Source organism: Kitasatospora sp. NPDC059673, from assembly GCF_042734215.1.
Lineage (GTDB): Bacteria > Actinomycetota > Actinomycetes > Streptomycetales > Streptomycetaceae > Kitasatospora.
This window is the reverse complement of the sequence record NZ_JBHWEN010000005.1, coordinates 130,283-156,130: the sequence shown is the minus strand read 5'-3', so window position 1 is coordinate 156,130 and position 25,848 is coordinate 130,283. Positions and strand designations below refer to the sequence as shown.

Sequence of the window (25,848 nt, the reverse complement as noted above, 5' to 3'; positions counted from 1 at the left end):
GGGATGCCGACCAGCGAGGAGGACCGCCCGTGAATCCGATCGAACGCGCGCTGCGTGCCGTCGACCGCACCCAGCAGCGGCACGGGCCGCCGGCCGTGGTGTTCGGCGTGATCAAGAAGTACGGCGACGACCGGGGCGGTCTGCTGGCCGCGCTGATCACCTACTACGGCTTCGTGTCCCTGATCCCGCTGCTGCTCCTGCTCTCCACCGTGCTGGGCTTCGTGCTGCACGGTCATCCGGGGGCGCAGGAGGCGGTGGTCAACTCCGCGCTGGCCGATTTTCCGATCATCGGCAACCAGTTGCGGGAGAACGTGCACTCGGTGCAGGGCAGTGGGCTGGCGCTGGTGATCGGCGTCCTCGGCCTGCTGTACGGCGCGCTGGGCATCGCGCAGGTCCTCCAGCACACCATGGCCGAGGTGTGGAACGTCCCCGGCGTGCGGCGGCCCGGCTACTGGCCGCGGCTGGCACGCAGCCTGGCCCTGTTCGGTGCGCTGGGCCTCGGCCTGGTGGTGACCACGGCGGCCGCGGCGCTGGTCAGCACCACGCTTGCGGGCACCCTCGCCCGGGTCGGCGGGCTGCTGCTGTCGGCGGTGCTGAACACCGCGGTGTTCGCGGCCTGCCTGCGGGTCCTCACGCCGAAGGAGGTGCCGACCCGCCAGCTGCTGCCGGGCAGCCTGGTGGCGGGCCCGCTGTTCACCGTCCTGCAGGCGTTCGGCGCGGTGCTGGTGGCGCATCAACTGCGGCACGCCACCGCCGTGTACGGCTTCTTCGCGACGGTCATCGGCCTGCTGTCCTGGCTGTACCTGGCGTCGCAGATCACCGTGTACGCGTCCGAGACGAACGTGGTGCTGGCCCGGCGGCTGTGGCCGCGTTCGCTGCTCCAGCCGCCGCTGACCGGCCCGGACCAGGAGGTGCTGGAGTCGCTGGCCCGCCAGGAGGAACGCCGCCCCGAGCAGCGCGTGGCGGTCGATTTCGTCCCGCCCGAAGCCGAACCGGAGGGGGACGAGCCCGAGCCGGAGGAGGACGAGCCCGAGCCGGAGAAGGGGCCGAAGGGGGACGGCGGACCCGCGCCGGAGAAGGGGCCGGACGAGGAACAGGGCCCCGAGGAGCGGCGGTAGCCTCCCATCGCCGAACCGGCCCCGGAGGTGTTCCGCCGCCCGGCCGCCCGCGCGCTGGCCGACCGGATGGCGGAGCTTGCCAAGTGACCGGCCGACTACGGCAGTTGGCGACTCGCGCACCGGCTGACCGTGCCGATCCGTCCCCTCCCGCGTGAGTGTCGGTGGCCGCCGATACCGTCCGGTCCATGACTGATCGTGAGACGTACGCCCCGCTGTCGTTCTTCGAGTACGACCACCGACCCGGCTCGTACTGCCTGCTGCTGTCGGACGACCGGATGGTCGCGGTGGACGAGGTGTTCGAGGCCGCCGGGCAGCCGAACGGCGGCTACAGCTGGGAGGCGGTGGCCCGCTCCGCGGTGCGCTCGCGCGCGCCGCACCTGGAGGGCCGGTTCCGCTACGACCCGGAGGCCGGCATGTTCGTGGCGTACGGCGAGGACGCGGCGGCGCTGCGCGAACTCGGCGCGCTGCTGTCCGGCGCGTTCCACGACCGGCCGACGCTGCGCGAGCTGATCGACGCCGCCGAGCCCGACTGGTTCGACTGAGCGCCGCGCACCCCACGAACACGCGCGCACGCCGACGGCCGCCCCTCCCGAGGTGGGGGGCGGCCGTCGGCGTGTGCGGATGCGGCGATCGTGCTCAGTGCGTCACTTGGTCAGACCGGCCTTGACGGAGCACACCGGCCAGGCGCCGGGGCCCTGGTTGGCGAGCACCTTCTCGGCGATCTCGATCTGCTGCGCCTTGGTGGCCTGGTTGGCCTGCGGGGCGTAGGCGGTGCCACCGAACGCGGCCCAGGTGGAGGAGGTGAACTGCAGGCCGCCGTAGAAGCCGTTGCCGGTGTTGATCGACCAGTTGCCGCTCGACTCGCACTGCGCGACCTTGTCCCAGGTGGACGCGTCGGCGGCGTGGGCCGAGGTTGCCGTGACGAGTCCGGCCACCGGCAGAACGGCCACCGCGGCGCCCACCACAATGGCGGCACGGACGCGCTTGCGGGTACGGCTGCCCTTCTCGGCGGTGGTGGCGGCGGTCGTGGCGGCGGCGGTCTCGTTACGGAAGATCATGCGAATCCTTTCGGCTGCCCCGGGCAGGCAAGGCGGAACCAGGACCCCTGACGGGCCTGCTGTTTCGCGCTTGTTGATCGGACGGTGTCGTCGTTGGCCGACGTGCTCTCCGTCGCGGTCACCCTGCCCGTGCGGTGCGGCTCGGTGGCCGCTCCGGGGCGTTGGTGTCGGGTGATCCCGGGTAGTGCGCCCTGCACTGGTTACGAAGCTACGGGCGTCCGGGCCGATGTCCAAGCATTCGAAGGTCTGCGCAGGTCAGAGCCGCGTTACCGGCGGTATATCGGGGTTTTGCGCCGCCTCCGCCCGCGATTTCCCGGGCCCGGCCGGCGTGTGCTGTGACCGGCCTCACCGGCTTTGGACCACCTCTCCCGAGGCGCCGCACACACCGCGCACTCGACCGGTGACCGCGCGCCGACCACCCGCCCTTCCGCGTATGGGCCGGGCCACAGCGGTCACGACCGGCTCGTCTCACGGTCACCGACCGTGGCCGAATCGACGCCCCCGGGACGGCCCCGCGACTTCCCCGGGGCAACCCCAGGACGACCCCGGGGCGACCCCAGGACGACCCCGGGGCGGCCCCAGGACGACCCCGGGGCGACCCCAGGACGACCCCGGGGCAGCGACCCCAGGACGACCCCGGGGCAGCGACCCCAGGACGGTCTCAGGACAGCGCGGTGAGCACCCGCGGCCCGTCCTCGGTGATCGCCACGGTGTGCTCGGAGTGCGCGCCGCGCGAGCCGTCCGCCGATCGCAGCGTCCAGCCGTCCCGGTCCACCCGCAGCTCCGCCGTCCCCGCGCACCACCACGGCTCCAGCGCCAGCGTCAGCCCCGGGCGCAGTTCCAGGCCGCGCCCCGCCCGCCCGACGTTGGCGACGTGCGGGTCCTCGTGCATGGTGCGGCCCAGGCCGTGACCGCCGAAGTCGGTGTTGATCCGGTAGCCCGCCCCGTGGCCGACCTTGGCGATGGCCGCCGACAGGTCGCCGATCCGGTTGCCGGGCACCGCCGCGGCGATCGCCGCGTCCAGCGCGGCCCGGGTGGAGTCGATCAGGCGGACGTCCTGCTCGGCGGCCGCGCCCGCGACGACGGTGACGGCGGAGTCGGCGACCCAACCGTCGATCGACACCGCGAAGTCCAGGCTGATCACGTCCCCGTCGCGCAGCACATAGGGGTGCGGCTGCCCGTGCAGCACCGCGTCGTTCACGGACAGGCAGATCACGTTGCGGAACGGCCCGCGGCCGAACGACGGCGCGTAGTCCCAGTAGCAGGAGACCGCGCCACGCTTCTCGACCAGCTTCCGGGCCCGGCGCTCCAGGTCCATCACCTCACGGCCGGGCTCGACCATCCCCGACAGCTCGGCCAGTGTCTCGGCCACGAACCTGCCGGTGACGGCCATCTTCTCGATCGCCTGCGGCGTCTTGTACTCGATCACGACACGCTCCCTGCACAGCGGCAGCGCCGCCCGCTCCATGAGGCTGCCGGTATTTGAATACCGGCGGGACGGGGACACCCTAGCAGCAGAACGGTATTTAAATACCGCTTGGGGATCCGCTCTCCAGCCTGTGACCGTGATCGATACCTTGCGAACGAGAACTGCATGTCCCGGCCGCGACCACCGCCTTCCACCTCGGGGGCGGTGGCCGGACCATCCACCGGCCGACCGAAGCTGGAGATCGCGCTCCACACCGACAGCGGGGCCTGGAACGCCACCGCGCCCAGGTCACCGTCCGCTGATCCGGTCGTTCGGCCCATCCGCCGGCCCGGGAGTCGGGTGAGTCGAGGACGGCGCGGAGCCGGTCAGTCGGCTGCCGGCCGCATCACCGGCCCGTTGAGGGGAGTTGGCCGACGCGGTCGACGGCGGCCTTCGCGAGGACCGCCGAGGTGCCGACCACCGTCCCGGCCGGCCCTGCCTCGCCGGCCTCGGCGAGGACCGTTCGCTCGCCGAGGAACGCGTACGTGGTCCGGTCGAAGACCCACTGAGTCTGCTGCCCGTGCGCCGTACGCGCCACGGCGACGCCTTCGCGTCCGGCGGCGTCGACGGCCGAGGCAACCTCCGTGACCCCCGGAATCCGCCCGGCGGCCCGGTAGAGCGCGGCGCTGACCTGCGGCGGCGCCCAGGTCTCGGCCAGCAGGTCGCCGATCGCCGTGAACGCCCGCTGGTCCGGGTCCTGGCCCTCGCCGCGGGTCTGTTCCCTGATCAGCTTCAGCAGGGCGTCCGGGTCGGTGGGCAGCGAGGCGACGTACGCGTTGGTCGCTTCACCGATCGACGGACCGTTCCCGCGCGGGGTGTCGGGCCCGGCGGTCTCCCCCGGCCGGTCGAGGTGGCGGACCGGGCCGTTCTCGCGGAGCCGGGTGTCGGGCCCGCCCTCCTCGCGCAGCAGACCGGGGCGGCTGCCGTCGGCGGACAGCCAGACCTGCCGGGTGTGTACGGGAGCCATGGTCACGGGACCGCCCGCCGTACTCTGAGCCGCGTAGGCGACCCTGCTCTCGACGTAGACGAACTGGTCGGCGCGGACCGTCGACTGCTCCGCTCCGGCGGCGAGCGCGATGTGGTCGAGCAGCTGTACCGCGCGGGAGGTGTCGGCGGCGCCACCCCCGGTCACCGCCGCGCGGTCGTGCCCGGCCGAACCCCCAAGGTCCACCGTCACGACGCCGACGACCGCGAGGGCGCAGGCGAGCGCCGGCACCGCGATCCGGACCGGACGCCGGTACCGGGCCGGACGCCGGGTGGCGCCGCCCCGCGGTTCGGCGGACGCGGCGGCCCTGCGCAACACCTCCCGTCTCAGCAGCAGTTGACGATCCGTGTCCAGGCCGGGCACCGCCGGCGGGGGCAGCAGTTCGGCGAGTTCGCGGCGCTCGTCCTGCGCGGAGGACGGACACTGCGTATCGCGCCGTGGGGTGGCGTTCATCCGTGGCTCTCCTGGATCGACTGGATCGAGTGGATCGACGGCCGGAGCGCGGGGATGCGGCCCGGTACGGGCAGGGCGGTGACGGCGGAAGGGGTCCGCCCCTCCGCCGCGGGGGGCCTTCCGGTTCCTGTGTGCCGGTGCCGCGCCGGCAGGACGCGGGCCTCGGCCCTGGCCCTGGCCTTGGCTTCGGCCTTGGCCTGGGCCCTGGCTTCCGCCTCGGCGAGTTCACGCAGTCGGGCCCGGGCCCGGGAGAGCCGCGAGCGGACAGTGCCGACCGGCGTGCCGAGCGCCTCGGCCGCGCTCGCGTAGTCCAGCCCGGCCCACACCACGAGGGTGAAGACCTCCCGGTCGCGGCGCCGGAGCCGGGCGAGCGCGCGGTGCGCGGCACGCAGGTGCTCGACGTCCGCGAGGTGCGCGACCAGGTCGTCGGCGAAGTCCGGGACCGAGCCGCGTTCCGGGATCCGGGCGAGCGCGATGTCACGGCGCCGGCGGGCCCGGGCGGTGCGGCGCATGATGTTGGTCGCGATCCCCAGCAGCCACGGGCGCAGCCCGTCACCGTCGGGGTGCAGTTGCTCCCGGCCCCGCCACGCCTCCAGGAAGGTCGTCGAGACGACGTCCTCGGCCTCCGCCCAGTCGCCCGTCACGCGGAGGGCGTAGCGGTACAACACCTGGGCGTGCTCGTCGTACAGCTCGCCCAGGACGTCGGGATCGCCGCGGCGAAGACGCGTTCTCATGAGTGCTTCCACGCTCTGCCCTGCCCGGTCCGCCGCCCCGGTTCCGGTGACCTGTGTCACAGGCGCCGCCGCACCCCCGGGGGCCGCCCCGCTCCGGATGTGGTCCAGCTCACAGGAACTCCGGAGCCGGTCCGACCAGTGCAGAGCATGACCACAACTTCTGCCCCCCGCTCCGTCCCTCGTTCCGTTCCCCGCCGCAGCGCCCTCCGGGCCCTGGCCGTCGCCGTCGCCCTGGTCGGCACCTCGACTCCCGCCTTCGGCAGCGCGGCCTTCGCCGCGGAGCCGCAGACGTACACCCTCACCATCAAGCACGTGGACCGCGCCGGCCAACCGGCCACGAAGTTCCGCACCCATGTCGCCGGGGTCTTCAAGGACGGCGGCGAGGAGTTCCTCGAGCAGCAGGACACCTCCGGCGTCACCACCGTGCGGCTGCCCAAGGGCCGGTACCTGCTGGACAGCACCCTGAGCTCGATCCAGGGGGCGAACGGCACGATCGGGACGGACTGGATCGTCCAGCCGCGCCTCGACCTCGACCGGGACACCACCGTCACCGTCGACGCGCGGACCACCGTCCCCGTCGACGTCCGCCCCCCGGACGGCTCCGCGAGCTTCGTGCACGGTTCGACGGTCGTCGAGGTCACACACAACGGTGTCACCAGGAGCGGCAATGTCGTCAACGGGTCGCCGAACCTGCGCGTGGCCCACCTTGGGCCCGAGACCGAAGCCGGGGCGCTGAAGCAGTGGATCGACGTCAACTGGAAGACCGACACCGTCAACTACGCGCTCGGCCGGACCTTCACCGGCACCCGCGCGCTGACCGGGCTCACCCGGCACTACTCCGCGCAGGAGCTGGCCACCCTGAACATCCGTAGCGCCGTCGGGCCGGGCAGCACGGGAACCACGCACTTCAGCCTCCTGCCGACCGACGGAGCGTCCCTCGGCGTCTCCCGGTCCATGCCGACACCCGGCACCGCCACCTTCCTCGTCGCACCCGAGCGCGGCACCTGGGACATCAGCTTCACCGTCCCCCGCGCCGACGGCACCGCGCCGAACTCCTACACCGCCGACCGCATCGCCGTACGGGCCGGGGCCACGACCACCCAGACCTTCGACGGCCCGGTCTTCGGCCCCGCGCTCACCGACCGTCCCGCCGTCTCACGCGACGGCGACCGAATCACCGCGAACGTCCCGCTGCTCGCCGACGGCGACGGCCACGCACCGTGGAGCCCGTCGTTCGACACCGCGTACACGTCGCTGTACCGCGACGGCCTGCTGGTCGGCGCCGCGTCCGACGCACCCGGACGCGGCGAGTTCACCGTGCCCTCGGGCAAGGCCTCGTACCGCCTGTCCACCACGGTGACCCGCAAGGCCGCGGCCGGCGCGACCACCCGCGTGAACGCGTTGTGGACCTTCGCCTCGGCCACCACCACCGGGCCGACCGCGCTCCCGGTGAGCGTCGTGCGGTTCTCTCCCGAGCTCAGCCCGGCCGGCACCGCGGTGGCCGGCAGTGCGCTCCGGATTCCGGTCACCGTGCAGGGAGCCGCCGCGGACGGACGCACCCGCTCGCTGACCGTCTCGGCCTCCACCGACGGCGGCGCCTCGTGGACCCGCCTCCCGCTCGAAGCGGGCGCGGTGACGGTCCAGAACCCGTCGGCCGGCACCGGTGTCTCCCTGCGCGCCGAGCTGACCGACGCCGACGGCAACACCCTCGACCAGACCATCACCGACGCCTACCGCACCCAGTGACCCCGTCGGCCGCCTGAGGCCCCTCCGGGAACCGCCCGGAACCGCCGGGCCGGGCCGGCCTCGCACGGCGCGGATCGCACATGGTTCACGGGTGGCCGGACCACTTCCCCGGTCCGGCCGCCCGTTGCGGCATCGCCGACCACGCCCACGCCTACTCGTTCATCGCCACGAACGAGCAGCTGGACCTGAAGGAGGAGATCGCGGCGGCGGAGCGGGAGTTCCGCCGCCGGACCAGGATCGAGGACCTGTTCCGCGACACCGCCCACGGCGCCGGCCTGAACCACCTTCCCTCCGCCTCCCACGCGGTCAATAGAAGTCGAAACCCCAAGTCACACCGGGCAGGCTCGCAAACCATCGATCGCCGTCACACCAGCAGCGCCTCGACAGCGGCACGCGCCTGTCGGGCCGGGGCGTCGGTGCCGGTGATCGCGGCGGTGACGATGGCGCCCTCGGCGAGCAGTTGCACGGGCGCGGGGTCGGCGAGGCCGGCGGCGGCGCACCAGTCGGCCAGCTGCCGGTGGAAGGCGTCCTTGTGGGAGCGCACCTCGGCGAGCACTGCCGGGGAGGCCGGGCCCATCTCACCGAAGGCATTGATCCAGGCGCAGCCCCGGAAGCCCGGTTCGGCGCACCATCCGGCCAGCCAGTCGAACGCGGCCAGCAGCCGGGCCTGCGGATCGGCTTGCGCCTCGGCGGCGGCGACCAGTCGCCCGCGCCAGCGCACGTCCCGGCGGCGCAGCACCGCCACCACCAGGTCGTCCTTGGTGGGGTGGAAGCGGTAGATGCGTTTCAGCGGGAGCCCGGAGGCGGCCCGCACCTCGTCCATGCCGACAGCGCGAATGCCCTTCTCGTAGAACAGCGCTTCGGCGGCGTCCAGCAGCTTTTCGCGGTCCTGCCGGGTCTGCTCTTCGGTGAGCGGGGCGGGCATCGGCGCACTCCTGCGGGGGATTGACGTGGAGAACGGTCGTTCCCTAGCCTAGCGCCCGACAAGGGTGGAGAACGATCATTCTCCACCTGCCCGCATCCGCCCCAGGAGGCCACCCCATGACCGAGGGCCGCCCGCCCTTCCCGCCGTTCACCCGCGACAGCGCACTCGCCAAGGTCCGGGCCGCCGAGGACGCCTGGAACAGCCGCGACCCGCAGCGCGTCGCCCTCGCCTACACACCCGACTCGGTGTGGCGCAACCGCGACACCTTCCTCACCGGCCGCACCGAGATCGTCGCCTTCCTCACCGCCAAGTGGGACCGCGAACACGAGTACGCGCTGCGCAAGAACCTGTGGGCGTTCGACGGCGACCGGATCGCCGTCCGCTTCCAGTACGAGTGGCACGACGACGAGGGCCAGTGGTGGCGCAGCCACGGCAACGAACTGTGGGAGTTCGACCCGAACGGCCTGATGCGGCGGCGTGAAGCCAGCATCGACGACGTCCGGATCGACGCCGCCGACCGCCGCATCCTCGGCCCCCGGCAGGACGACGAACCCGAGCTCCCGGTGCGCTGACCCCCGCCGCCACCCCGGGCCGCTACCGGGCGGGGCGACGGCGGGCCACCGCACCCTTGGCCCCGGCAAGGCGACGAGCCCGAGCTGCCGGGGCGCGCGCCTCCCGGTGTCCCCGATTCCCGGGCGGGGCGACGGCGGGCCGCCGTGTTCAGTAGCGTGGCGGCATGGTGCGAGTCCCCCTCACTCCCGAGCAGATCGAAGCCGGCCGGCGCCTGGGCGCGCTGTTCCGCGAGACCAGGGCCGGCCGCGACCCGGTCGCCGTCGCCCAGAGCGCCGGCATCTCCCCCGAGACCCTCCGCAAGATCGAGATGGGCCGCCTCCCCAGCCCCGGCTTCGGCACCGTGGTCGGCCTGTGCGCCGCGCTGGACGTCCCGCTGGACGACGCCGCCCAGGTCTGGCTGGGCGTGGTCACCGACGACCGGCGCGCCGCGGGCTGACCTGGGCCGCCTCGTGCGGCCGTCGGCACCGCATACCTCTTGCCCGGAACCGGACTGCCAGAGCTGGGGACCTGCCCAGGACGGCGCACCTCTCGCCCAGGCTGCCGCGATCGGGAACCCGCCTCAGACCGTCGCCAGCACCGCGTACCGCTCGTCCGACACGGGCCCGCCCCACAGTTCGGCGTCCTGCGACAGCGGCTCCACTCGCAGCTCGCGCACCAACGGCCGTACCGCACGGGCCAGTTCGTCCGCGGTCGCGCCACCTGCCCAGGGCAGCCCCTCCGCGCCGGGCACGTACGGCTCCGGCTCCGCGCCCGCCTCGCGCCACCGGCCCTCGATCAGGACCAGCCGACCGCCCGGGCGCAGCAGGGTCGTCCAGTGGTGCAGCGCCGCCTCCGGGTCGGGCAGCGTCCACAGCAGGTGCCGGCAGAGCACCGCGTCGAACCGCTCCTCCCCGACGGGCGGCCGCGACGCGTCCCCCACCATGAAGTGCCCGGTCAGCCCCACCCCCGCCAGCTTCGCCCGGGCCCGCTCCACCATCCCCGCCGCCAGGTCCACCCCGGTCACCCGGTGCCCGGCCTCCGCCAGCAGCCGCGACAGCGACCCCGTCCCGCATCCGGCGTCCAGCACCTCCAGCGGCCCACTGGGCACCCACCCTGCCAACTTCCGTACCCACGCCCGCCGCGTGGTCTCGGCCCCCAACCCGTGATCGGGCTCCTGGTCGAAGGCGGGAGCGGCGTCGTTCCAGTACTCGGCGATGGCGTGCAGGCGAGTGTCCATCCGAGCACCCTCCCATCGGCCGCCGACATCCTGCGGCTCGACCGGCCCATCAACGTCCGTTTCCCTCGTCCGGGTTGCGCCCAGCCCGGGCTGCGGGCGTCCGAACGCCGAAGGTCAGGGTGAACCGAACAGGCTTTCTGTGCACCGAAGTTCGAGCCGCCGGGTGTCGGCTTCGATGTTCGCCGTCGTCTGCCCGGGATCGCCGCTCGCCGGGCCGTCCAGGCGGAGGCTCAACTCCCGGAACTCCTCCGCCAGCCTGAGGATCACCGGCCGGACATACGGGTCCGCCGCCGAACTCGCGGACTGCAACGCGCCGTTCGCTGCCCGCGCCGCAACGGCCTGCCCCGCACTGCCCGTCCCCACCGCCGCCGCTCGGTACGCGTCCAGTGCCCGCTGTGCCTCGCCGCAGCCCGCCGGTGCGGGAAGGTGGGAGGCGGACTGCCCGGGCTCCGGGGGCGGCACCGCCGGATCGCGCTCGGTACCGTGCGGGACGAACAGAACCAGACCGGCGAGCAGGGCGGCGGCGGCAGCGAGCCCCAGCCCGGGCGCCAAGCGAACGCGTCGGCGCATCACGGCCGCCGTTTGGTCCGGGCCCGCCCAGATGGCCGTCCGGAACTGCGCCGTCGGGCGCAGAACAACGAACCCGGCCTTCCGCGTCGGCGCGTCCGCCGTACGATCTGCTCCGCCGGTCGGCCCGACTCCGACAAGCGACGCCAAGTACCTTCGCCACCAGGGCACTTCGGGCCCGAGTCGAGGGCGGAACGGCACCGTCGTCCGCCCCTCGGCAGTGAGCGAGTCCAGGTAACGACGTCCGAAGCTCATGACCCGGCCTCCCCCGGCCGCCCCGGCACCGGAACGGACTCCAACTCCCCGGATTCCGGTGGCTCTTCACCCCTCGTGACGGCCTGCGCCGAGGTGAACGACCCGATCTGCCGCAACAACGCGGGCGCCGAGGCCCCGGCCGCCACCGCCGCGTACAGTCCGGTGATCTGGGAGTGCAACAGCCACCCCGTGACCGCCCCCAGCGCTATCCGGCTCAGTCCGGCAGCCAAGTCCGCCGAGAAGTCGACGTAATGACGCAACGGCGGCATCCGCCGCCGCCTCTCCTGCCGTGCCCGATGCCGCGCCGCCTGCCACGCCAGCAACCGCCCATTGGCGACCACCAGTTCGACCAACGCTCCCCCGACGCCGCCATACCCGGCCGCGTGAGCCCAGTCCAACTCCGGTCCTCCCCAGACAGGTTGATTCTCCGCCAGCGAGCATCCTGCATCCCCCACCCGCAGTTCAAGACGCACCGGGTGCAAAGTGACTCAGCACCCGCTCCCGTTCCGGCCCGGCCGTCTCCCCGTTCCGGTCAGGTAACCGGCGTGAGTATTCGCTCCGCCCGGCCTGTACTCCGCAGACCCATGGACTCATGCCTGCGTGCTCAGCAACTGCGCGATCCGGCCGGTGACTTCGACCAGCCAGCCGGGGTCGCCGTGTTCCCGCCCCCAGTGGGCAGCGCTCACCGCGCGGGCCTCGTCCCAGCGGCGGACCCGGTCGTGGTCGAGTTCGGCGGCGTCCGCGTAGATCGCGAGTCGGCGCAGCACCGCCCGGCGCAGGTCGCCTGCGGCGAGCAGGTCGTCAAATCGGCTGCGGAGCACGGTGATTGCGTCGTAGGCAGGGTCGCCGACGTAGCCCTTGGGGTCGATGGCCAGCCAGGGTTCGCGCTCGGCGCGCAGGATGTTGCCGAGGTGCAGGTCGCCGTGGACGAGCGTGTCGGGCTGGTCGGTTCCGAGTTCGCGGACGGTGGCGATCCCGGCGTCCACCACCTGGCGCGGCAGCGGCCGGGGCAGCCGGTCGGCGTCCGCACGGAGGTCGGCCGCCCACTGTTCGCCACGGTCGCTGAGCCGTGGCAGACCGGGCGGTGCGGCCACCGCCAGTCTGTGGGTGAGGCGGCCGGCAATGGCGACGGCTTCCTCCACGGCGACGTCCCGGTGCTCGGCGAGGGTGCGCCGGTCGGCCGGCCCGCTCCAGCAGCATCGCGAACCGGGCGTCGTCGCGCCGGAGCAATCGCACCGCACCGTGACCGCCCCAGACGGCGAACGCGTCCGCCTCGTAGGCGTTGCCGGGGTGCGGGAACGAGACCTTCAGCACGGCCGACTCCTGAGGGTCCTCGCCGACCTGGCCGAGGCCGAACCGGACCCGCGCCGGCGCGAGTTCCTGAAGTCCTTCCCCTTCTCCTCCGGCCTGGTCGAGGAGCCCTGACGAAATGGCCCCCTGGGGAGTGGTGGCGCCGGCGCGGTGATCAGCGCAGGTCCGTCCACAGGAGGCGCTCAGGGCCGGCCGGGTCGAGGTGGATGGTGGGGGCGGTGGCGTTCAGGCGCATGACGGAGCGGTCGGGGAGGTAGGGGGGCCAGGGCGGGAGCAGGCTGGTGGTGGGGTGGCCGTGGTGGGCGAAGGTGGTCCAGGCGGTACGGATCCGCTCGGAGAGCAAGGGCTGGTCGGGGGTGTTCATCAGCGGGTCGTGCAGGTTGCCGAAGACGGGGCCGAGTTCGGCCATGTGGCAGGCGCCGAGGGCGCCGTTCAGGGCCGGGGAGGGCTGGGTGAACTCGTAGAAGTAGGTGTCGGCGCCGTGGGCGGCGCGGGCCTCGGCGATGCGGATCGCGGGCAGGCGGTAGCCGTGGTCGGTCATCACGGCCGAGAACAGGTCGGCGGCGTCGGCGTCCGGTCGGTGCGAGGCGTAGGCGGCGCGCGCGGCGACGGGGTCGAGGCCGAGGTCGGCGAGGAAGCCGTGCAGGAAGCCGTCGTTGATACGGTCGGCCATGCCGAGCGGGACGAGGAACAGGCGGAACTCCTCGGCGGTGACGCCGGTGAGCAGGTCGAGGTGGCGGCCCGCGCCGGCGGCGATGGCGTCGATGGGGCGTTCGGGGAGCGTCGCGGTGCCGGTGACCGGCAGGACGGTGGTGCCGCCGCCTGCGGACTCGCCCCACTGGGCCGGTTCGGTGCTGCGGGCGATCTCCTGGGCGAGTCGGCTGTTGGCGGCGGCCAACTCCGCAGGCGGGACGGCGGCGAGGGCTTCGACGGTGCACTCGGCGCCGGCGAGTTCGGCCAGCCGTGCGGTGATGCGGCGCCCGATCTCGGGGGTGTGGGCGTGGTGTCCGGCGCCGCTCTGGGTGATGGCCCGGCGGAACAGACCCTCGGCGCGGGGCATCGTCATGAGCGCGGTGATGCCGATCGCTCCGGCGGACTGCCCGAAGACGGTGACGTTGCCGGGGTCGCCGCCGAACGCGGCGATGTCGCGCACCCACTCCAGCGCGGCGATCTGGTCCAACAGGCCGAGGTTGGCGGTGCCGTCGGGCAGCAGCAGGAAGCCCTCCGCGCCGAGCCGGTAGTTCAGGGTGACGCAGACGACGCCGTCCCGGGCGAGGACGGAGCCGTCGTAGGTGGGCAGCGAGCCGGACCCGTTGCGGAAGGCGCCGCCGTGGATCCACACCATGACGGGCAGCCCCTCACCGGAGCAACTCGGCGACGGCGTCCAGACGTTGAGGTTGAGGCAGTCCTCGCCCTGCGGGCCGGCCTCCACCAGAAGCCCGGCCATCGCCGGGGCGTAGCCGGGTTGCGGGGCACTCGGGCCGGGGACGAGCGCGTCGCGGACGCCGCCCCACGGCTCGGGGGCCACCGGCGGTCGCATCCGGTTGGCGCCGAACGGCGGTGCGGCGTAAGGGATTCCCAGGAAGGACGCGGTGCCGTCGTGGAGGCGGCCGCGGACCTGGCCGTGGCGGGTGCTGACTGTGGCGTTGCTCATCGGAAGTCCGGTTTCGGAAGGGCTCGGGATGGTTCGGGCGCTTCGAGCCTTCCGCCCGCTCACCATGGCCGCAACCGAATTCCCTGTGCCCGGCGCCCGGTTCAGCCGCTGAACGCCAGCCGCAGGGCCAGCACCGCGACCAGCCCGTAGCCCGCCGCGTACGTGGAGCGCCGCACCCGGGGTCCGAGCTTCGCGCCGGCGAAGGCGCCCGCCGCGGCGAGGACGTGCTGCCAGACGAGCGAGGCCAGGAAGACACCGGCCACGAAGGCGGTGGCGCCGGACCGGGCGTCGGTGCCGCGGGCGGCGATCAGGGCGGTGAAGTAGAGGGCGGTGGTCGGGTTGACGAGGGTCAGCAGGGCGAAGCGGACGAACGCGCGGGCCGCGCTGCCGGGCGACGGGGCCTCGGTGGGTTCGGCGGTGCGGCGAAGGCCGAGCAGGCCGTGGACGGCGATCGCGCCGAGCAGCAGGGCGGAGACGGCGTGCACCGCGCTCTCGTGTCCGGCGAGCAGGTGGGCGACCCGGGGGCCGGCCAGTACGGCGACCGTCGCGTACGCGCCGTCCACCGCCGCGACCGCCGTCGCCCCGCCGGCGGCGGGGGCCCAGCCCCGGCGGCCCTCCTGGAGCAGCAGGACCCCGACCGCGCCGAGCGGCACCGCCACTCCGAGCCCCGCCACCACACCTTCGAGCGCCGCGCCTGTCGTCATCCCCCCACAATGGCGGCCGAACCCGCCCACCCGCACCGGTTTTTCGCTCCGCCGACGGTCAACTCGCGTCCCCGAAGCGCCTCTTCACTCCCCGTACAGTCAACGCCCGTGGCAGCAGGACGAGTTCACTCGGTCCGCACGCAGCCCGCTCCCCCGCGCCGCTGGTGCGCGGCCCGCCGCGCGAGCACCGAGCGGTAGGAGAGCAGGGACAGCACCGAGTCCGCCGACAGCACGGACGCGGCGCTGCGCCAGGAGCCCACCGACAGCACCGAGAACGACGAGCCGACGCTGCCGAGCGACAGCGCCGAGCCCACCGAGCCGATCGACAGCACGGAGTACGCCGACCCGATCGACAGGAACGACCCCACCGATCCGATCGAGAATCCCGCGTCCAGCGCCCTGCGCCACCCGTCCCGGCAGTCCATCACGGCCCGTCCTCCGCACCCGAAGCGAACAACTGAATTTGTCCGACCAGTCATACCCGATAGGCGGGCTGCTCGGCACCGCGAGGCACCTGCTTGGATGGGGGCCGGTCGCCCGACGGGCGTAGGCCGAGGATCGGAACATCGCAGGTCGGAAGGGGTAGGCATGGGCACGGTGGGCGCCGAGATCCTGTCGTTGGGGTTGCTGGGCGTCGTGCTGGTGAGTGCGGTGCGGCGACCGTTCGGGTGGCCGGAGGCGGTGGTGGCGGTTCCGGCGGCGGGGCTGCTGGTGGCGGTCGGCGCGGTGTCCCCGGCGGCGGCATGGGGCGAGCTGGGGCGGCTCGGGCCGGTGGTGGGGTTCCTGGCGGCGGTCCTGGTACTGGCCCAACTCTGCGACGACGAGGGGCTGTTCGAGGCGTGCGGCCGCTGGATGGCGAGCGCGTCGGGCGGCCGGCCGGTGCGGCTGCTGGGGCAGGTGTTCGGGGTGGCGGCGGTGGTGACGGCGGTACTCAGCCTGGACGCCACGGTGGTGCTGCTGACGCCCGTGGTGGCGGCGACGGCAGGTGTCCTCGCGGTCCGGGCCCGGCCGCACGTGTACGCGTGCGGGCACCTGGCCAACACCGCGTCGCTGCTGCTGCCGGTGTCGAACCTGACCAATCTGCTCGCGTTCACCGCCAGCGGCCTGACCTTCGGCCGGTTCACCGCACTGATGGCGCTGCCGTGGCTGGGCGCCGTCGGCGTCGAGTATCTGCTGCTGCGCCGTTTCTTCGCCGCCGAGCTCGCCGTTCCTGCTGCTCTCCCCGCGCCCGCCGATCGCCCCCGGCTGCCCCGGTTCGCGCTGCTGACGGTGGCCGGCACGCTGGCCGGTTTCGTGGTGGCCTCCGCGCTCGGCGTCTCCCCGGTGTGGGCGGCGGCGCTCGGCGCGACGGTGCTGGCGGTCCGCGCGTTGGCGGCGGGACGGACCGACGCCCGCCGGATCGTGCAGGCGGCGGCACTGCCGTTCCTGGCGTTCGTGCTGGCGCTGGGCGTGGTGGTGAAGGCGGTGGTGGACAACGGGCTGGCCGGGTGGCTGGCCGCGCTGGTCCCGTCCGGCGGTTCGCTGCCGACACTGTTCGCGCTGGCGGGCCTGGCCGCGCTGCTCGCGAACCTGGTGAACAACCTGCCCGCCACGCTGCTGCTCGTCCCGCTCGCCGCACCGTCCGGCCCGGGCGCCGTGCTGGCCGTGCTGCTGGGCGTCAACCTCGGCCCCAACCTGACGTACGCCGGCTCGCTCGCCACCCTGCTGTGGCGGCGCATCGTGCAGGACCGGGCGATCGACGACGGCGGCCTGCGCACCTTCACCCGCCTCGGCGCGATCACCACCCCGGCCACCCTCGCCACCGCCGTCCTGGCGCTCTGGGCCTCCCTCCGCCTGCTCGGCACCTGACCCGGCCGGGGCGCCTGACCTGCCGCCTCTCGAACAGCCACCCGCGCGCAGCCGAACGGCTGAACGCCCGGGCGGCCCGGATGAAAACCTCACGGGCCCGCCCGGCCCTCCGGCACCGCCCGTCGGGCAGGTCATAGGGTCGTTTCGGCCCACGTCGGGGAGCTCCCCCGCACGTCGGGAAAATCTCCCCGCACTTTTCCGTTATCCGCCGACCGCCGGTGGATCTCCGATGGTGTGAGGGCACGACGCGAGAACACGAGGACGGGCCGGGCTGTGGACAGTGGGCAGGTGACGACGCTGGTCGGCCGGGCGCAGCACGGTGACCGGCAGGCGGTGGCGGAGCTGGTGGGGGGTCACCTGCCGCTGGTGTACAACGTGGTGGGCCGGGCGCTGTCGGGGCATCCGGACACCGACGACGTGGTCCAGGAGACCATGCTGCGGGCGGTGGACGGGCTGCCGGGGCTGCGGGATCCCGGCGGCTTCCGCAGCTGGCTGGTGGCGATCGCGCTGAACCAGGTGCGTCGCCGGTTCCGCGACGAGGGCGACCAGGGCGACGGGGGCGCGGCGCGGGCGGTGCCGGACGCGGCGGCGGTCGCGGATCCGGCCGCCGATTTCGTCGGGCTGACGATCGTCCGGTTGGGGCTGTCGGAGCAGCGGCGGGAGGTCGCGGAGGCGACCCGCTGGCTGGACGAGGGCGACCGGGATCTGCTGGCGCTGTGGTGGCTGGAGGCGGCGGGCGAGCTGTCGCGGGCGGAGTTGGCGGCGGCGCTGGAGGTGTCGCCGCAGCACGCGGCGGTGCGGGTGCAGCGGATGAAGGGTCAGTTGGAGGCGGCCCGGATGGCGGTGCGGGCGCTGGGCGCGGTGCCGGGGTGCGCGTGGTTGGCGGAGCTCACGGCGGGTTGGGACGGTGTACCGGGCGCGTTGTGGCGCAAGCGGATCGGCCGTCATGTGCGCGAGTGCGCGGTGTGCGGGGAGCAGCGGCGCGGGCTGATGCCGGCCGAGGGGCTGCTGGCGGGCCTGGCGATGGTGCCGGTGCCGGACGGCTTGGCGGCCCTGCCGAGGATGGAGCCCACGGGTGCGGCCGGCTCGGCTGAATCGGCTGGCTCGGCTGGCTCACCCCGCTCGGCCGGCTCGGCCGGCTCGGCGCACAACGCGTCCTCGCACCGGCGGGTGTCCCGGAAGGAGTCGCACCGGGCGGGCGCCCGGCACGGCCGTCGGGCGGCGCCTCGCCGGGGGCCGGGGCGGGGCCGGTTGCTGGTGGGCGGCGGGGTGGTGACGGTCGCGGCGGGGCTGCTGGTGGCGGTGCTCCTGCCGGGCTCCTCGCCGACGGCGGACGGCCCGGACGCGCAGCAGCCGCCAGTGGTGGCCGGTGCGGAGCATGTGGAGGCGCTGGCCGATCCGGCGGTCGGCACCGCGCCGTCCGCGAGCGCCTCGCCGTCCGCGTCGGCGTCACCCTCGGCGTCGGCGTCGGCGTCCGGAAAGGCGACGGTCCCGGCCCGGCCCTCGTCGCGGGCGCTCGCGCCGTCGGCCGGGAAGCGTACGGGGGATCTCGGGCAGCAGGTGCTGGATCTGGTCAACGCCCAACGTGCGCAGGCGGGTTGTCCGGCGGTGTCGGCGAACGGGCAGCTGGCGGACGCGGCGCAGGAGCAGTCGGACGACATGGCGGAGCGCTCGTTCTTCGACCACACCAACCCGGACGGCGACGGCCCGGCGGAGCGGATCGACGCCGCCGGTTACGAGTGGAGCGGCTGGGGCGAGAACATCGCGCGCGGTCAGAACGACCCGGCGGCGGTGATGGCCAGCTGGATGAACAGCCCGAGCCACCGGGCGAACATCCTGAACTGCACGTTCACCGAGCTGGGCGTGGGGGTGCACCAGGGCGCGGGTGGGCCCTGGTGGACACAGGATTTCGGTACTCCGAGCTGATGCCTCGCCGCTGTGGATACCGCAGCCGTCGCCGTTGACGCTGCGGGCTGTCCACTGCCGGACGGGTGCGGGTCCGGCCATCCGACGGGCGGGTGCGGGTCCGGCCGTCACCGTTGACGGCCTCCCGCGCGCCGGGCGGGTCAGTCGGCGGCGGCGCGGCTGCCCCCGCGCGGGCGCGGGACGGCGTCGGCGTCGGCGCTCATGGCCGGCGCGCTCTCGCCCATCGCCGCCGCGCGCAGGTCGGCGAGGGCGTCGTCGACCGAGTCGTGGACGTCGAAGATCCGTTGGATGCCGAAGAGTTGGAGGATCTTGCGGGTGTGGGTCTCGGGGCCGGGGAGGACCAGCCGGAGCCGGCCGCCGCGGGAGGACAGCATGCGACGGGTCGCGACCAGGACGGCGAAGCCGGTGGAGTCGCAGAAGTCGACCCGGCTGATGTCCACCACCATCCGCAGGCAGCCTTCGGTGACCAGTCGCTGGAGGCGCTCGCGAAGTGCGGAGACTCCGCTGATGTCCACCTCTCCGGCGACCTGGACGACCGTCCAGCCGTATCGCTCCCCGTAGCTCACGCTCAGTGCCACTCTGGTGCCTTTCTCTGGGATCGCTGGGGGTATGCGGCCTCTGCCCGATTCCTGCGGCCCGAACCCTGTTCCGGGTGACGATTTCGCGGCCAGCGGGAGGAATTTCCGCGAAATGTCATGGCGCGGCTCCGTTCGACGGTCGAATTCGTTGCTCCACCCGACGATCTGCACAGGATTTCCTCCGCTTGGCGGTACCGGGACGGCTGCCCACCCGTCCGGGCCGGGACGCGCCGGGCGGGGGCCGGTGACAGGCTGGGGAGAGAAGTGCCCGGCGAAGGGAGACCATCATGATCACCACCGATTTCGTGCCCGGTTCACCGTGCTGGCTCGACCTGGGCGCGCCGGACGTGTCCACCGCCGGGGACTTCTACGGGGCGGTGCTGGGTTGGGAGTTCAAGCCGCTGGAGGGCACCGACGGCACGTTCGGGCTGGCCACCTCGGGCGGTCGCACGGCCGCCGGGATCGGGCTGCTCACCGAGCGCGGCGCCCGTTCGGCGTGGATGGTGTACTTCTTCACCCCGGACGTCCACGAGACCGCCGCCTCCGTGCTGCGGGCGGGCGGCACGGTCCGGCTGGAGCCGCAGGACGCGGACGGCTGGGCGTCGATCGCGCAGTTCAGCGACCCGCTGGGCGGCCAGTTCGCGGCGTGGACGCCGGGCCGGGCGCGCGGTCTGGAGACGACGGACGACCCGGGCGCGCTGTGCTGGACGGAGCTGTACACCACGGACGCCTCGGCGGCGCTGGCGTTCTACGAGACGGTGTTCGGCTGGCAGCGCGAGGACATGCCGATGCCGGGCGGCGGGGACACCACCTACACCATCGTCACCCCGGCCGGGCAGCCCTCGGAGCGGATGCACGGCGGCGTGCTGCAGGTGCCGCCGGAGCAGCTGGCCGTGTCCCGGGGCGTGCCGTCCTGGCACCCGGTGTTCACGGTCACCGACTGCGACGCGGCCGCCACCACCGTGCGCAGCAAGGGCGGAGAGGTGTTGATGGGCCCCTCGGACGCGCCCGGCATCGGACGGATGGCGGTGTGCGTGGACGGCGCGGGCGCGGACTTCGTGCTGATGACCCCGGCGCCGCGCACCTCCTGACGCACAGTCAATTCCCTTTGAGATCCGCCTCCTTGGCGAGCCCGCGCGCCTCGCGCAGCCGGTGTCCGGTGCTGCCGGGCGCGATCAGCGGGGCCGGATAGCCGACGGGGCGATGACGGGCCTGCCAGGGGCGGTGGATCGACCGACCGGGCAGCTCGGCGAGTTCGGGCACCCAGCGGCGGACGTATGCGCCCTCGGGGTCGTAACGGTCGGCCTGGGCAAGCGGGTTGAGGACCCGGTTGGGCCGGGTGTCGGTGCCGGTACCGGCGACCCACTGCCAGTTCAGCTGGTTGTTGGCCACGTCGCCGTCAACCAGGTGGTGGAGGAAGTGCCGGGCGCCGAGCCGCCAGTCCAGGTACAGGGACTTGGCCAGGAAGCTCGCGGTGAGCAGCCGCGCCCGGTTGTGCATCCAGCCGGTCTCGGCGAGCTGCCGCATCCCGGCGTCGATGATCGGGAACCCGGTGCGGCCCTGCCGCCAGGCGGTGAGTTCGGCCTCGTCGGTGCGCCAACTGTCGTGCCGGGTACGGTAGTCGGCGTGTGCGGCGGCGGGGCGGGCGGCCAGTACCTGGTGGTGGAAGTCGCGCCACACCAGCTGCCGGACGAACGCCTCGGCGCCCGCCCCGCCGCGCCGCTCGGCGAGGTGGACGAGTTCGTTCGCGGACAGGCAGCCGAAGTGCAGGTACGGCGACAGGTGCGAGGTGCCGTCGGCGGCGAGGTCGTCGTGCAGCTGCGCGTACTGGGCGGTGTGCCAGTGCTGCCAGGCCCGGCGGGCGGCGCGCTCGCCGGGCTCGGGCAGGCCGCGGGCGGTGGGCTTCGCGGTTTCAACTGCCTTGCCGTGCAGGCCTTTCGGGGTGTTCAGGGTGTGCGGCGCGGGCAGCGGGGTGCGGCGGCCGGCCTGCTGCCAGGCCCGGTGGTACGGGGTGAACACCGCGTAGTGGTCGCGTCCCGCGGGTGTCACCGCACCGGGTGGCACGGCCGTCAGCGATCCCTCGTGCACCCGCAGGCGCTCGCCGAGCGCGCGGCGCAGACGCTGTTCGCGCCGCCGGGCGTAGGCGCTGACTCCGGCGGCGACGTGCACGCTCCGCGCGCCGAGTTCGGCGGCCAGTCGGGCCGTCTGTTCGGCGGTGTCGCCCTCGCGCACCAGCAGCCGGCCGCCCGCGCGGCGCAGCGAGGCGTCCAGGTCGGTGAGGCAACCGGCCAGGAACGCCCGGCGGTTGGGCGCGTCGAAGCCGGCGGCGGCGATCGCCGGGTCGGTGACGAACAGTGGCACCACCTGGTCGGCGGCGGTGCGGGCGGCGTGCAGGGCGGGGTTGTCGTGCATGCGCAGGTCCTGGGTGAACAGGACGACGGCGAGGGTCATTTCGGGGCGCGGCTTCCGTACTCGGGCCCGGCGGTGGGGCGTTGGGGATGCGCGGGCCTGGGGCGGGCCGCGGGGGACGGGCCGTCCCCGTCTCCTCATCGGCGGCCGCACCGGTTTGGATGAGTGTCCCCGGTGCGGGAACATCTCGGCGGCGGGTCTCGTTCACCCGAGGTCCCGCTGCCTCACTGCTCAGGAGCGTCGTGCCCGAAACTGCGTCCGCCGTCCTTCCGTCCCTCACTGTGCAGGCCGAACGGCTGATCGAGCTGGGGGTGCACGAGCTCGCCGGCCTGTCCGCCGCCGAACTCCGCGCCTTCGCCGAGGCCGCCGGCGCCACCCCGTCCGGCGAAGGCGCCCTGCTCGCCGTCCACCCGGACCGCGCACCCGCTTCCGTACTCGCACCGTTGCTGCGCCGCGACGACAAGCCGGGCTTCGTCGTGGTCGACATGCCCGACGTGGACGACTTCGCCCCGCTCGACACGGTGGCGCTGCCCGACGGCCCGCTCTACCTGCTCACCGGCGTCGACCGGGGCGACCGGATGGCCAACTGGAGCCCGGACGAGGCGCTGCCCGCCCTCACCGGCGAGGCCCGCACCCCGCTGCTGCTCACCGAGGGCATCCACTGGGTGCTCCAGCAGCCCGCCGCGCTGGAACGCAACCGCTGCTTCATGACCATCGGCTCCCGGCTGCGCAAACCGAACGGCGCGTTGGACGCCCGTACCCCGGCGATCTGGATCAGCAACGGCACGGGGCGGGACGGCCGTGAGCGCCGCAACGCCCCGAAGGTCGGCTGGTGTTGGGCGGGCAACCGGCACACCTGGCTGGGCTTCGGGTCCGCGACGGGCCGCCACCGGTAGCAACGGCGAAAAGCGCGGCGGGTCGGGTCGGGAGTCCCAGTACCGTCGGGTCCGAACGGCGCGGGCCCCCGACCGGCCCGCGCGCCCTCGACGCGACAGGAGTGACAGCGTGCACCAGCTCACGTACGGCGACATCAAGGCGGCCGGCGAGCGGATCGCCGGGCGGGTCCGGCCCGTCGCGGTGGCCCCGCTCGATCTTCCCGACGGGGGCGGGGAGGTCTGGGCGGCGCTCGAACTCCTGCAGCACACCGGGTCGTTCAAGGCCCGGGGCGCACAGAACTTCCTGCGGGCGCACCGCGAGGCCGGCACGCTCCCCGACCCGGGCGTGACCATCGCCTCCGGTGGCAACGCGGGCCTGGCGTGCGCCTGGGCGGCGCAGCAACTGGGCGTCCGGGCCACGGTGTTCGTGCCGGAGACCGCGCCGGCGGTGAAGGTGGCCCGGCTGCGCGGCTACGGCGCCGAAGTGCGGCAGGTGGGCAGCGAGTACGCGCAGGCGCTGGCGGCCTGCGAGGAGTACGCGGCGTCCTCCGGCGCGCTGGCCTCGCACGCCTACGACCACCCGCTGATCGCCGCCGGCGCGGGCACCCTGCTGGACGAGATCCGCCGTCAACTCCCGCAGCTGGACACGGTGGTGGTGTCCGTCGGCGGTGGCGGCCTGTTCGCGGGCGTGGCCACGGCGGCCCGCGAGCACGGGGTGCGGACCGTCGCCGTCGAGCCGGAGGGTTCGCAGGCGCTGCACGCCGCGATGGCCGCGGGCCGCCCGGTGGATGTCGCCGTCGATTCGGTCGCCGCCGACGCGCTCGGTGCCCGGCGGGCCTCCGCGACCGCCCTGTGGGCCACCGGGCAGGACGGCGTCCGCACCGTTCTCGTCCCCGACAGCGAGATCGTCCGGGCCCGTCAACTCCTGTGGGGCGGCTACCGGTTGGCCGTCGAGCATGCTGCCTCGACGGCGCTGGCCGCGCTCACCGGCGGCGCGTACCGGCCCGCCGAGGGCGAGCGGGTGTGCGTGGTGCTGTGCGGGGCGAACACGGACCCGGGCACGCTCGGCTGAGGACGCGTGGCGCGCTGTCGGAGGGCGGCCAGTTCTTCGCCCGGCTGCGCTCCGACGGCACCCTGCTGGACGCCTTCCGTGCCGCGCTCGACACCGGCCGCGCCCCCGAGGACCTGGTGCCGTTCGAGACCGAGCCCGAGGAGAGCTGGGAGGAGGGCCTCGCCACCGTCGAGCACCCCGGCCTGCGTGCCCACCTCGCCCACTTCCTCACCGACGGCGAGGAGGGCCTGATGCCGATGGTCGAGGACGCCCCGGCCTGGGGCCTCGACGCGTACGGCTGCGCGCCGGTGATGGGCTGGCAGGACGGCTTCGGCCAACTCGACCTGGCCGTCCTCCGCCTGAGCCCGCCGGTCGCCGGCACCTGATTCCCCCCAGGGAACCACCACCTCCCGGCGGGGCGGCCGCAGGTCAGTCCGTCGCGGCGTCACGGTCCTGGGCGGCCAGCAGGCGGTCGAACAGCAGATCCATGTCGCTGGGGTCGGCCCGCCGACGCTCCTCGGCCCGCCGGCGCGCGACGGACACCGGGGGAAGGGCGGCGATGGCCTCCTCGGCCCGGCCCTGCTCGATCAGGAGCTCCGCCAGCCTCTGGGGCGCGAAGGTCTCGGCCGACGAGCGCAGCAGCTCGACGGCTTCCTCCACGCACCCGTTCCTGGCCAGCAGCCGTGCGGTCTCGCAGTCCCGCTCGCCGCACTCCTCCACGGTCAGCGCCTTGGCCTCCGCGACGGCCTGGTCCAGGCGGCCGGCCTCCGCCAGCAGCCGGAGCCTGGTGGGCCGCAACCACCAGAGGTGTTCCTGGACGTAGGAGGCGCTGCGTTCGTCCAGGAGCTCCAGCGCCCGTTCCGGCCGGCCGTCCTCGACCAGCAGCTGGGTGATCAGGTCGAGCTGGTTCCAGCCGCCGTCGTACTCGAAGGTGGGCCGCCCCACCTCGACGGCCTCGTCGATCCGCCCCTGCCGGCTCAACAGGCCGATCAGGCTGATGCGGTGGGTGTCGTGGCCGGTGATCTCGAGGAACTCGCGCAGCACGACCTCGGCCTCCTGCGCCCGGCCCGCGTCCTCCAGTGCCTTCGCGTAGTGCCCCAGGACGGCGGAGGCCTTCGCACCGGTGCCCAGGATCCGGAGTTCCTCGATCCGCCCGTGCCGCGCGAGCAGTTCGGCGTAGCAGGTGAGCGTGTTCTGACTCAGGTACCGGCCCGCTGCCACGTCCGCCCCGAGGGTCCGGATCGCCTCGTCCGCGCGGCCGGTGCGTTCCAGGACGCGGGCCCGGAGTTCCTGGGCGTTCCAGGGCTCGTGACGGTGGTCGCGGTTCGCCCCGCACTGTCCGGCCGCCTCGGCCAGCGGGTCGAGCAGTTCCAGGACCTGCTCGTCGCGGCCCTGTCCCTCCGTCAGATCGACCAGGGTCTCCACCAGCCACCAGTCGCGCAGGTGTGGGACGAGCACCTCGATCGCGTCGTCCACCCGCCCGGCCCGGGCCAGCATCAGGGCGAACTCCCGCCACTCGCGCCCGTCCTGGACGTCCGCGGCCGGCCGGACCAGCGCCAGGGCTTCCTCGGTCCGGCCCCACTGGAACAGCACGTCCGCCAACAGCACCACCGCAGGCTTCCAGCCCGTGGCGGCGAACGGTTCGACGGCCGTGCACGCCCCGTCGAAGTCCCCCACCGCGCACAGCTCGCGCACCGCCACCACGGCACAGAACCACTCGCCGCGCTCGGCCGCCGCCCGGATCACCAGATCCAGGCGTCCGAGCCCGACCAACCGCTCGGCCATCGCCGGGGGCACCCCGCCGGCATGGGACCTCTCCTGCCATTCAAGATCGTCGATGTTCACGGCCGGAGCATAGGAGTTCGCTCCGACAGCGCCCCGGCCCACCGTCAGAGCTGCGCGGCCGTCACCTGGGCGGCCGGTGCCGGGTGGCGGTCGCGGAAGGTGAACGCGTCCGGGCCGGTGCCGTGGTCGCGGATGCGGGCGATCCGCCCCATCGCCTCGGTGAGGCTCGGGCGGTGGCCGGCCGGCACCCACCACAGCGCCTGGTGCGGGCCGTCGGGGCGCTCGAACCACTCCCGGCGGCGGCTCAGCACCCGCAGGTGGTCACTGCGGAACGCGTATTCCCACAGCGCTTCGACCGACTCCCACACCGAGCAGTTGATCTGGAACCGCTCGTCGGCCACCTCGGGGAAGGCGGCCACCGCCTCCGCGTCCGCGTCGTCCACCAGCCGCCAGACGAACCCGGGGCTGCGCTCGGCGAGCGCGTTCATCTCGCCGATCTGACCGATGAAGTCCGCGACCTGCGGGTCGGTGGGCGGCGCGAGAAGGCGGCCGACGTTGATCTGCGCGAGCTGAAAACCGGTCATGGGACAAGCATGGCGCGGCCCACGA

General features: G+C 73.9%; 28 protein-coding genes. 12 read left to right on the top strand and 16 right to left on the bottom strand.

Translation table 11 applies throughout. The features are described 5' to 3' along the window. Positions 1–29: 29 nt before the first annotated feature. Together ACFV18_RS08630 and ACFV18_RS08625 are read left to right on the top strand one after the other, a co-directional pair. Positions 30–1,118 carry a YihY/virulence factor BrkB family protein gene (locus ACFV18_RS08630; protein ID WP_380480686.1) on the top strand — a complete coding sequence of 363 codons (1,089 nt, stop codon included), beginning with the start codon at positions 30–32 and terminating at the stop codon, positions 1,116–1,118. A gap of 185 nt (positions 1,119–1,303) precedes the next feature. Beyond that, complete coding sequence (locus tag ACFV18_RS08625; RefSeq protein WP_380480685.1) at positions 1,304–1,660, top strand: immunity 51 family protein; 357 nt, start codon at positions 1,304–1,306, stop codon at positions 1,658–1,660. A 102-nt stretch (positions 1,661–1,762) separates the two neighbouring features. Here ACFV18_RS08625 and ACFV18_RS08620 read toward each other — a convergent pair whose 3' ends face one another. From ACFV18_RS08620 to ACFV18_RS08605, 4 genes are all read right to left on the bottom strand, one after another. Beyond that, complete coding sequence (locus ACFV18_RS08620; RefSeq protein ID WP_380480683.1) at positions 1,763–2,176, bottom strand: transglycosylase family protein; 414 nt, start codon at positions 2,174–2,176, stop codon at positions 1,763–1,765. Between the two features lie 661 nt (positions 2,177–2,837). Continuing rightward, entirely contained in the window at positions 2,838–3,605 is a 768-nt protein-coding gene (map, locus tag ACFV18_RS08615; protein ID WP_380480681.1) for a type I methionyl aminopeptidase, read from the bottom strand. 385 nt (positions 3,606–3,990) lie between these two features. Continuing rightward, a complete protein-coding gene (locus tag ACFV18_RS08610) occupies positions 3,991–5,082 on the bottom strand; it encodes a CU044_5270 family protein (protein ID WP_380480679.1) in 1,092 nt (363 codons plus the stop codon). Continuing rightward, on the bottom strand, positions 5,079–5,816 hold the full coding sequence (locus ACFV18_RS08605; RefSeq protein ID WP_380480677.1) for an RNA polymerase sigma factor: 738 nt from the start codon (positions 5,814–5,816) through the stop codon (positions 5,079–5,081). The genes ACFV18_RS08610 and ACFV18_RS08605 overlap by 4 nt, the downstream gene beginning before the upstream one ends. A gap of 147 nt (positions 5,817–5,963) precedes the next feature. On the opposite strand from ACFV18_RS08605, the gene ACFV18_RS08600 reads away from it, so the two are divergent. Further along, positions 5,964–7,562, top strand: coding sequence for a serine protease (locus ACFV18_RS08600; RefSeq protein ID WP_380480675.1), 1,599 nt, complete (start codon positions 5,964–5,966; stop codon positions 7,560–7,562). Between the two features lie 364 nt (positions 7,563–7,926). On the opposite strand, the gene ACFV18_RS08595 is transcribed toward ACFV18_RS08600, so the two are convergent. Further along, positions 7,927–8,487: a TetR/AcrR family transcriptional regulator gene (locus ACFV18_RS08595; protein ID WP_380480674.1), complete on the bottom strand. Its 561-nt coding sequence runs from the start codon at positions 8,485–8,487 to the stop codon at positions 7,927–7,929. A 116-nt stretch (positions 8,488–8,603) separates the two neighbouring features. Between ACFV18_RS08595 and ACFV18_RS08590 the strand changes: the two genes are divergently transcribed. Next, positions 8,604–9,059, top strand: a complete 456-nt coding sequence (locus tag ACFV18_RS08590; protein ID WP_380480672.1) for a DUF1348 family protein — start codon at positions 8,604–8,606, stop codon at positions 9,057–9,059. Between the two features lie 164 nt (positions 9,060–9,223). Continuing rightward, positions 9,224–9,496 (top strand): helix-turn-helix domain-containing protein, encoded by a 273-nt coding sequence (locus ACFV18_RS08585; protein WP_380480670.1) that lies wholly within the window; start codon positions 9,224–9,226, stop codon positions 9,494–9,496. 123 nt (positions 9,497–9,619) lie between these two features. On the opposite strand, the gene ACFV18_RS08580 is transcribed toward ACFV18_RS08585, so the two are convergent. The 4 genes from ACFV18_RS08580 to ACFV18_RS08565 all read right to left on the bottom strand — a co-directional run bounded on the left by ACFV18_RS08580 (position 9,620) and on the right by ACFV18_RS08565 (position 12,240). After that, complete coding sequence (locus ACFV18_RS08580; protein ID WP_380480668.1) at positions 9,620–10,276, bottom strand: class I SAM-dependent methyltransferase; 657 nt, start codon at positions 10,274–10,276, stop codon at positions 9,620–9,622. Positions 10,277–10,390: 114 nt separating this feature from the next. Beyond that, positions 10,391–10,846, bottom strand: a complete 456-nt coding sequence (locus tag ACFV18_RS08575; protein ID WP_380480666.1) for a hypothetical protein — start codon at positions 10,844–10,846, stop codon at positions 10,391–10,393. A gap of 248 nt (positions 10,847–11,094) precedes the next feature. Beyond that, a complete protein-coding gene (locus ACFV18_RS08570) occupies positions 11,095–11,451 on the bottom strand; it encodes a hypothetical protein (RefSeq protein ID WP_380480665.1) in 357 nt (118 codons plus the stop codon). Between the two features lie 237 nt (positions 11,452–11,688). Then, the gene (locus ACFV18_RS08565; RefSeq protein ID WP_380480663.1) at positions 11,689–12,240 is read right to left on the bottom strand and encodes an aminoglycoside phosphotransferase family protein; all 552 of its coding nucleotides are present in this window, start codon (positions 12,238–12,240) and stop codon (positions 11,689–11,691) included. A gap of 100 nt (positions 12,241–12,340) precedes the next feature. On the opposite strand from ACFV18_RS08565, the gene ACFV18_RS08560 reads away from it, so the two are divergent. Continuing rightward, positions 12,341–12,523 carry a hypothetical protein gene (locus tag ACFV18_RS08560; RefSeq protein ID WP_380480661.1) on the top strand — a complete coding sequence of 61 codons (183 nt, stop codon included), beginning with the start codon at positions 12,341–12,343 and terminating at the stop codon, positions 12,521–12,523. Positions 12,524–12,563: 40 nt separating this feature from the next. On the opposite strand, the gene ACFV18_RS08555 is transcribed toward ACFV18_RS08560, so the two are convergent. The 3 genes from ACFV18_RS08555 to ACFV18_RS08545 form a co-directional block, all read right to left on the bottom strand. Beyond that, positions 12,564–14,063, bottom strand: a complete 1,500-nt coding sequence (locus ACFV18_RS08555) for a carboxylesterase/lipase family protein (RefSeq protein WP_380480659.1) — start codon at positions 14,061–14,063, stop codon at positions 12,564–12,566. A 101-nt stretch (positions 14,064–14,164) separates the two neighbouring features. Continuing rightward, positions 14,165–14,767 carry a LysE family transporter gene (locus tag ACFV18_RS08550; RefSeq protein ID WP_380480657.1) on the bottom strand — a complete coding sequence of 201 codons (603 nt, stop codon included), beginning with the start codon at positions 14,765–14,767 and terminating at the stop codon, positions 14,165–14,167. Between the two features lie 125 nt (positions 14,768–14,892). Further along, entirely contained in the window at positions 14,893–15,192 is a 300-nt protein-coding gene (locus ACFV18_RS08545; RefSeq protein WP_380480655.1) for a hypothetical protein, read from the bottom strand. Between the two features lie 163 nt (positions 15,193–15,355). On the opposite strand from ACFV18_RS08545, the gene ACFV18_RS08540 reads away from it, so the two are divergent. Together ACFV18_RS08540 and ACFV18_RS08535 are read left to right on the top strand one after the other, a co-directional pair. Beyond that, on the top strand, positions 15,356–16,615 hold the full coding sequence (locus tag ACFV18_RS08540; RefSeq protein WP_380480653.1) for an SLC13 family permease: 1,260 nt from the start codon (positions 15,356–15,358) through the stop codon (positions 16,613–16,615). A 288-nt stretch (positions 16,616–16,903) separates the two neighbouring features. Further along, entirely contained in the window at positions 16,904–18,541 is a 1,638-nt protein-coding gene (locus ACFV18_RS08535) for a sigma-70 family RNA polymerase sigma factor (protein ID WP_380480652.1), read from the top strand. Between the two features lie 140 nt (positions 18,542–18,681). On the opposite strand, the gene ACFV18_RS08530 is transcribed toward ACFV18_RS08535, so the two are convergent. After that, positions 18,682–19,119 (bottom strand): STAS domain-containing protein, encoded by a 438-nt coding sequence (locus ACFV18_RS08530; protein ID WP_380480650.1) that lies wholly within the window; start codon positions 19,117–19,119, stop codon positions 18,682–18,684. A gap of 287 nt (positions 19,120–19,406) precedes the next feature. Between ACFV18_RS08530 and ACFV18_RS08525 the strand changes: the two genes are divergently transcribed. Then, positions 19,407–20,210 (top strand): VOC family protein, encoded by an 804-nt coding sequence (locus ACFV18_RS08525; protein WP_380480648.1) that lies wholly within the window; start codon positions 19,407–19,409, stop codon positions 20,208–20,210. Between the two features lie 7 nt (positions 20,211–20,217). Here the strand turns inward: ACFV18_RS08525 and ACFV18_RS08520 are convergent, their stop codons facing one another. Next, on the bottom strand, positions 20,218–21,570 hold the full coding sequence (locus ACFV18_RS08520; RefSeq protein WP_380480646.1) for a cryptochrome/photolyase family protein: 1,353 nt from the start codon (positions 21,568–21,570) through the stop codon (positions 20,218–20,220). A gap of 200 nt (positions 21,571–21,770) precedes the next feature. Here ACFV18_RS08520 and ACFV18_RS08515 point away from each other — a divergent pair, with 200 nt between their 5' ends. The 3 genes from ACFV18_RS08515 (at position 21,771) to ACFV18_RS08505 (ending at position 23,840) form a co-directional block, all read left to right on the top strand. Beyond that, positions 21,771–22,424, top strand: a complete 654-nt coding sequence (locus ACFV18_RS08515; RefSeq protein ID WP_380480644.1) for a DUF5701 family protein — start codon at positions 21,771–21,773, stop codon at positions 22,422–22,424. Positions 22,425–22,533: 109 nt separating this feature from the next. Further along, entirely contained in the window at positions 22,534–23,475 is a 942-nt protein-coding gene (locus ACFV18_RS08510; protein WP_380480642.1) for a threonine/serine dehydratase, read from the top strand. Beyond that, a complete protein-coding gene (locus ACFV18_RS08505) occupies positions 23,439–23,840 on the top strand; it encodes a hypothetical protein (RefSeq protein WP_380480640.1) in 402 nt (133 codons plus the stop codon). Before ACFV18_RS08510 ends, ACFV18_RS08505 begins: the two co-directional genes overlap by 37 nt. Positions 23,841–23,883: 43 nt before the next feature. Here the strand turns inward: ACFV18_RS08505 and ACFV18_RS08500 are convergent, their stop codons facing one another. Both ACFV18_RS08500 and ACFV18_RS08495 read right to left on the bottom strand, forming a co-directional pair. Further along, positions 23,884–25,299, bottom strand: a complete 1,416-nt coding sequence (locus ACFV18_RS08500) for a tetratricopeptide repeat protein (protein WP_380480639.1) — start codon at positions 25,297–25,299, stop codon at positions 23,884–23,886. A gap of 44 nt (positions 25,300–25,343) precedes the next feature. After that, positions 25,344–25,823: a DUF3291 domain-containing protein gene (locus ACFV18_RS08495; protein WP_380480637.1), complete on the bottom strand. Its 480-nt coding sequence runs from the start codon at positions 25,821–25,823 to the stop codon at positions 25,344–25,346. Positions 25,824–25,848 lie beyond the last annotated feature (25 nt).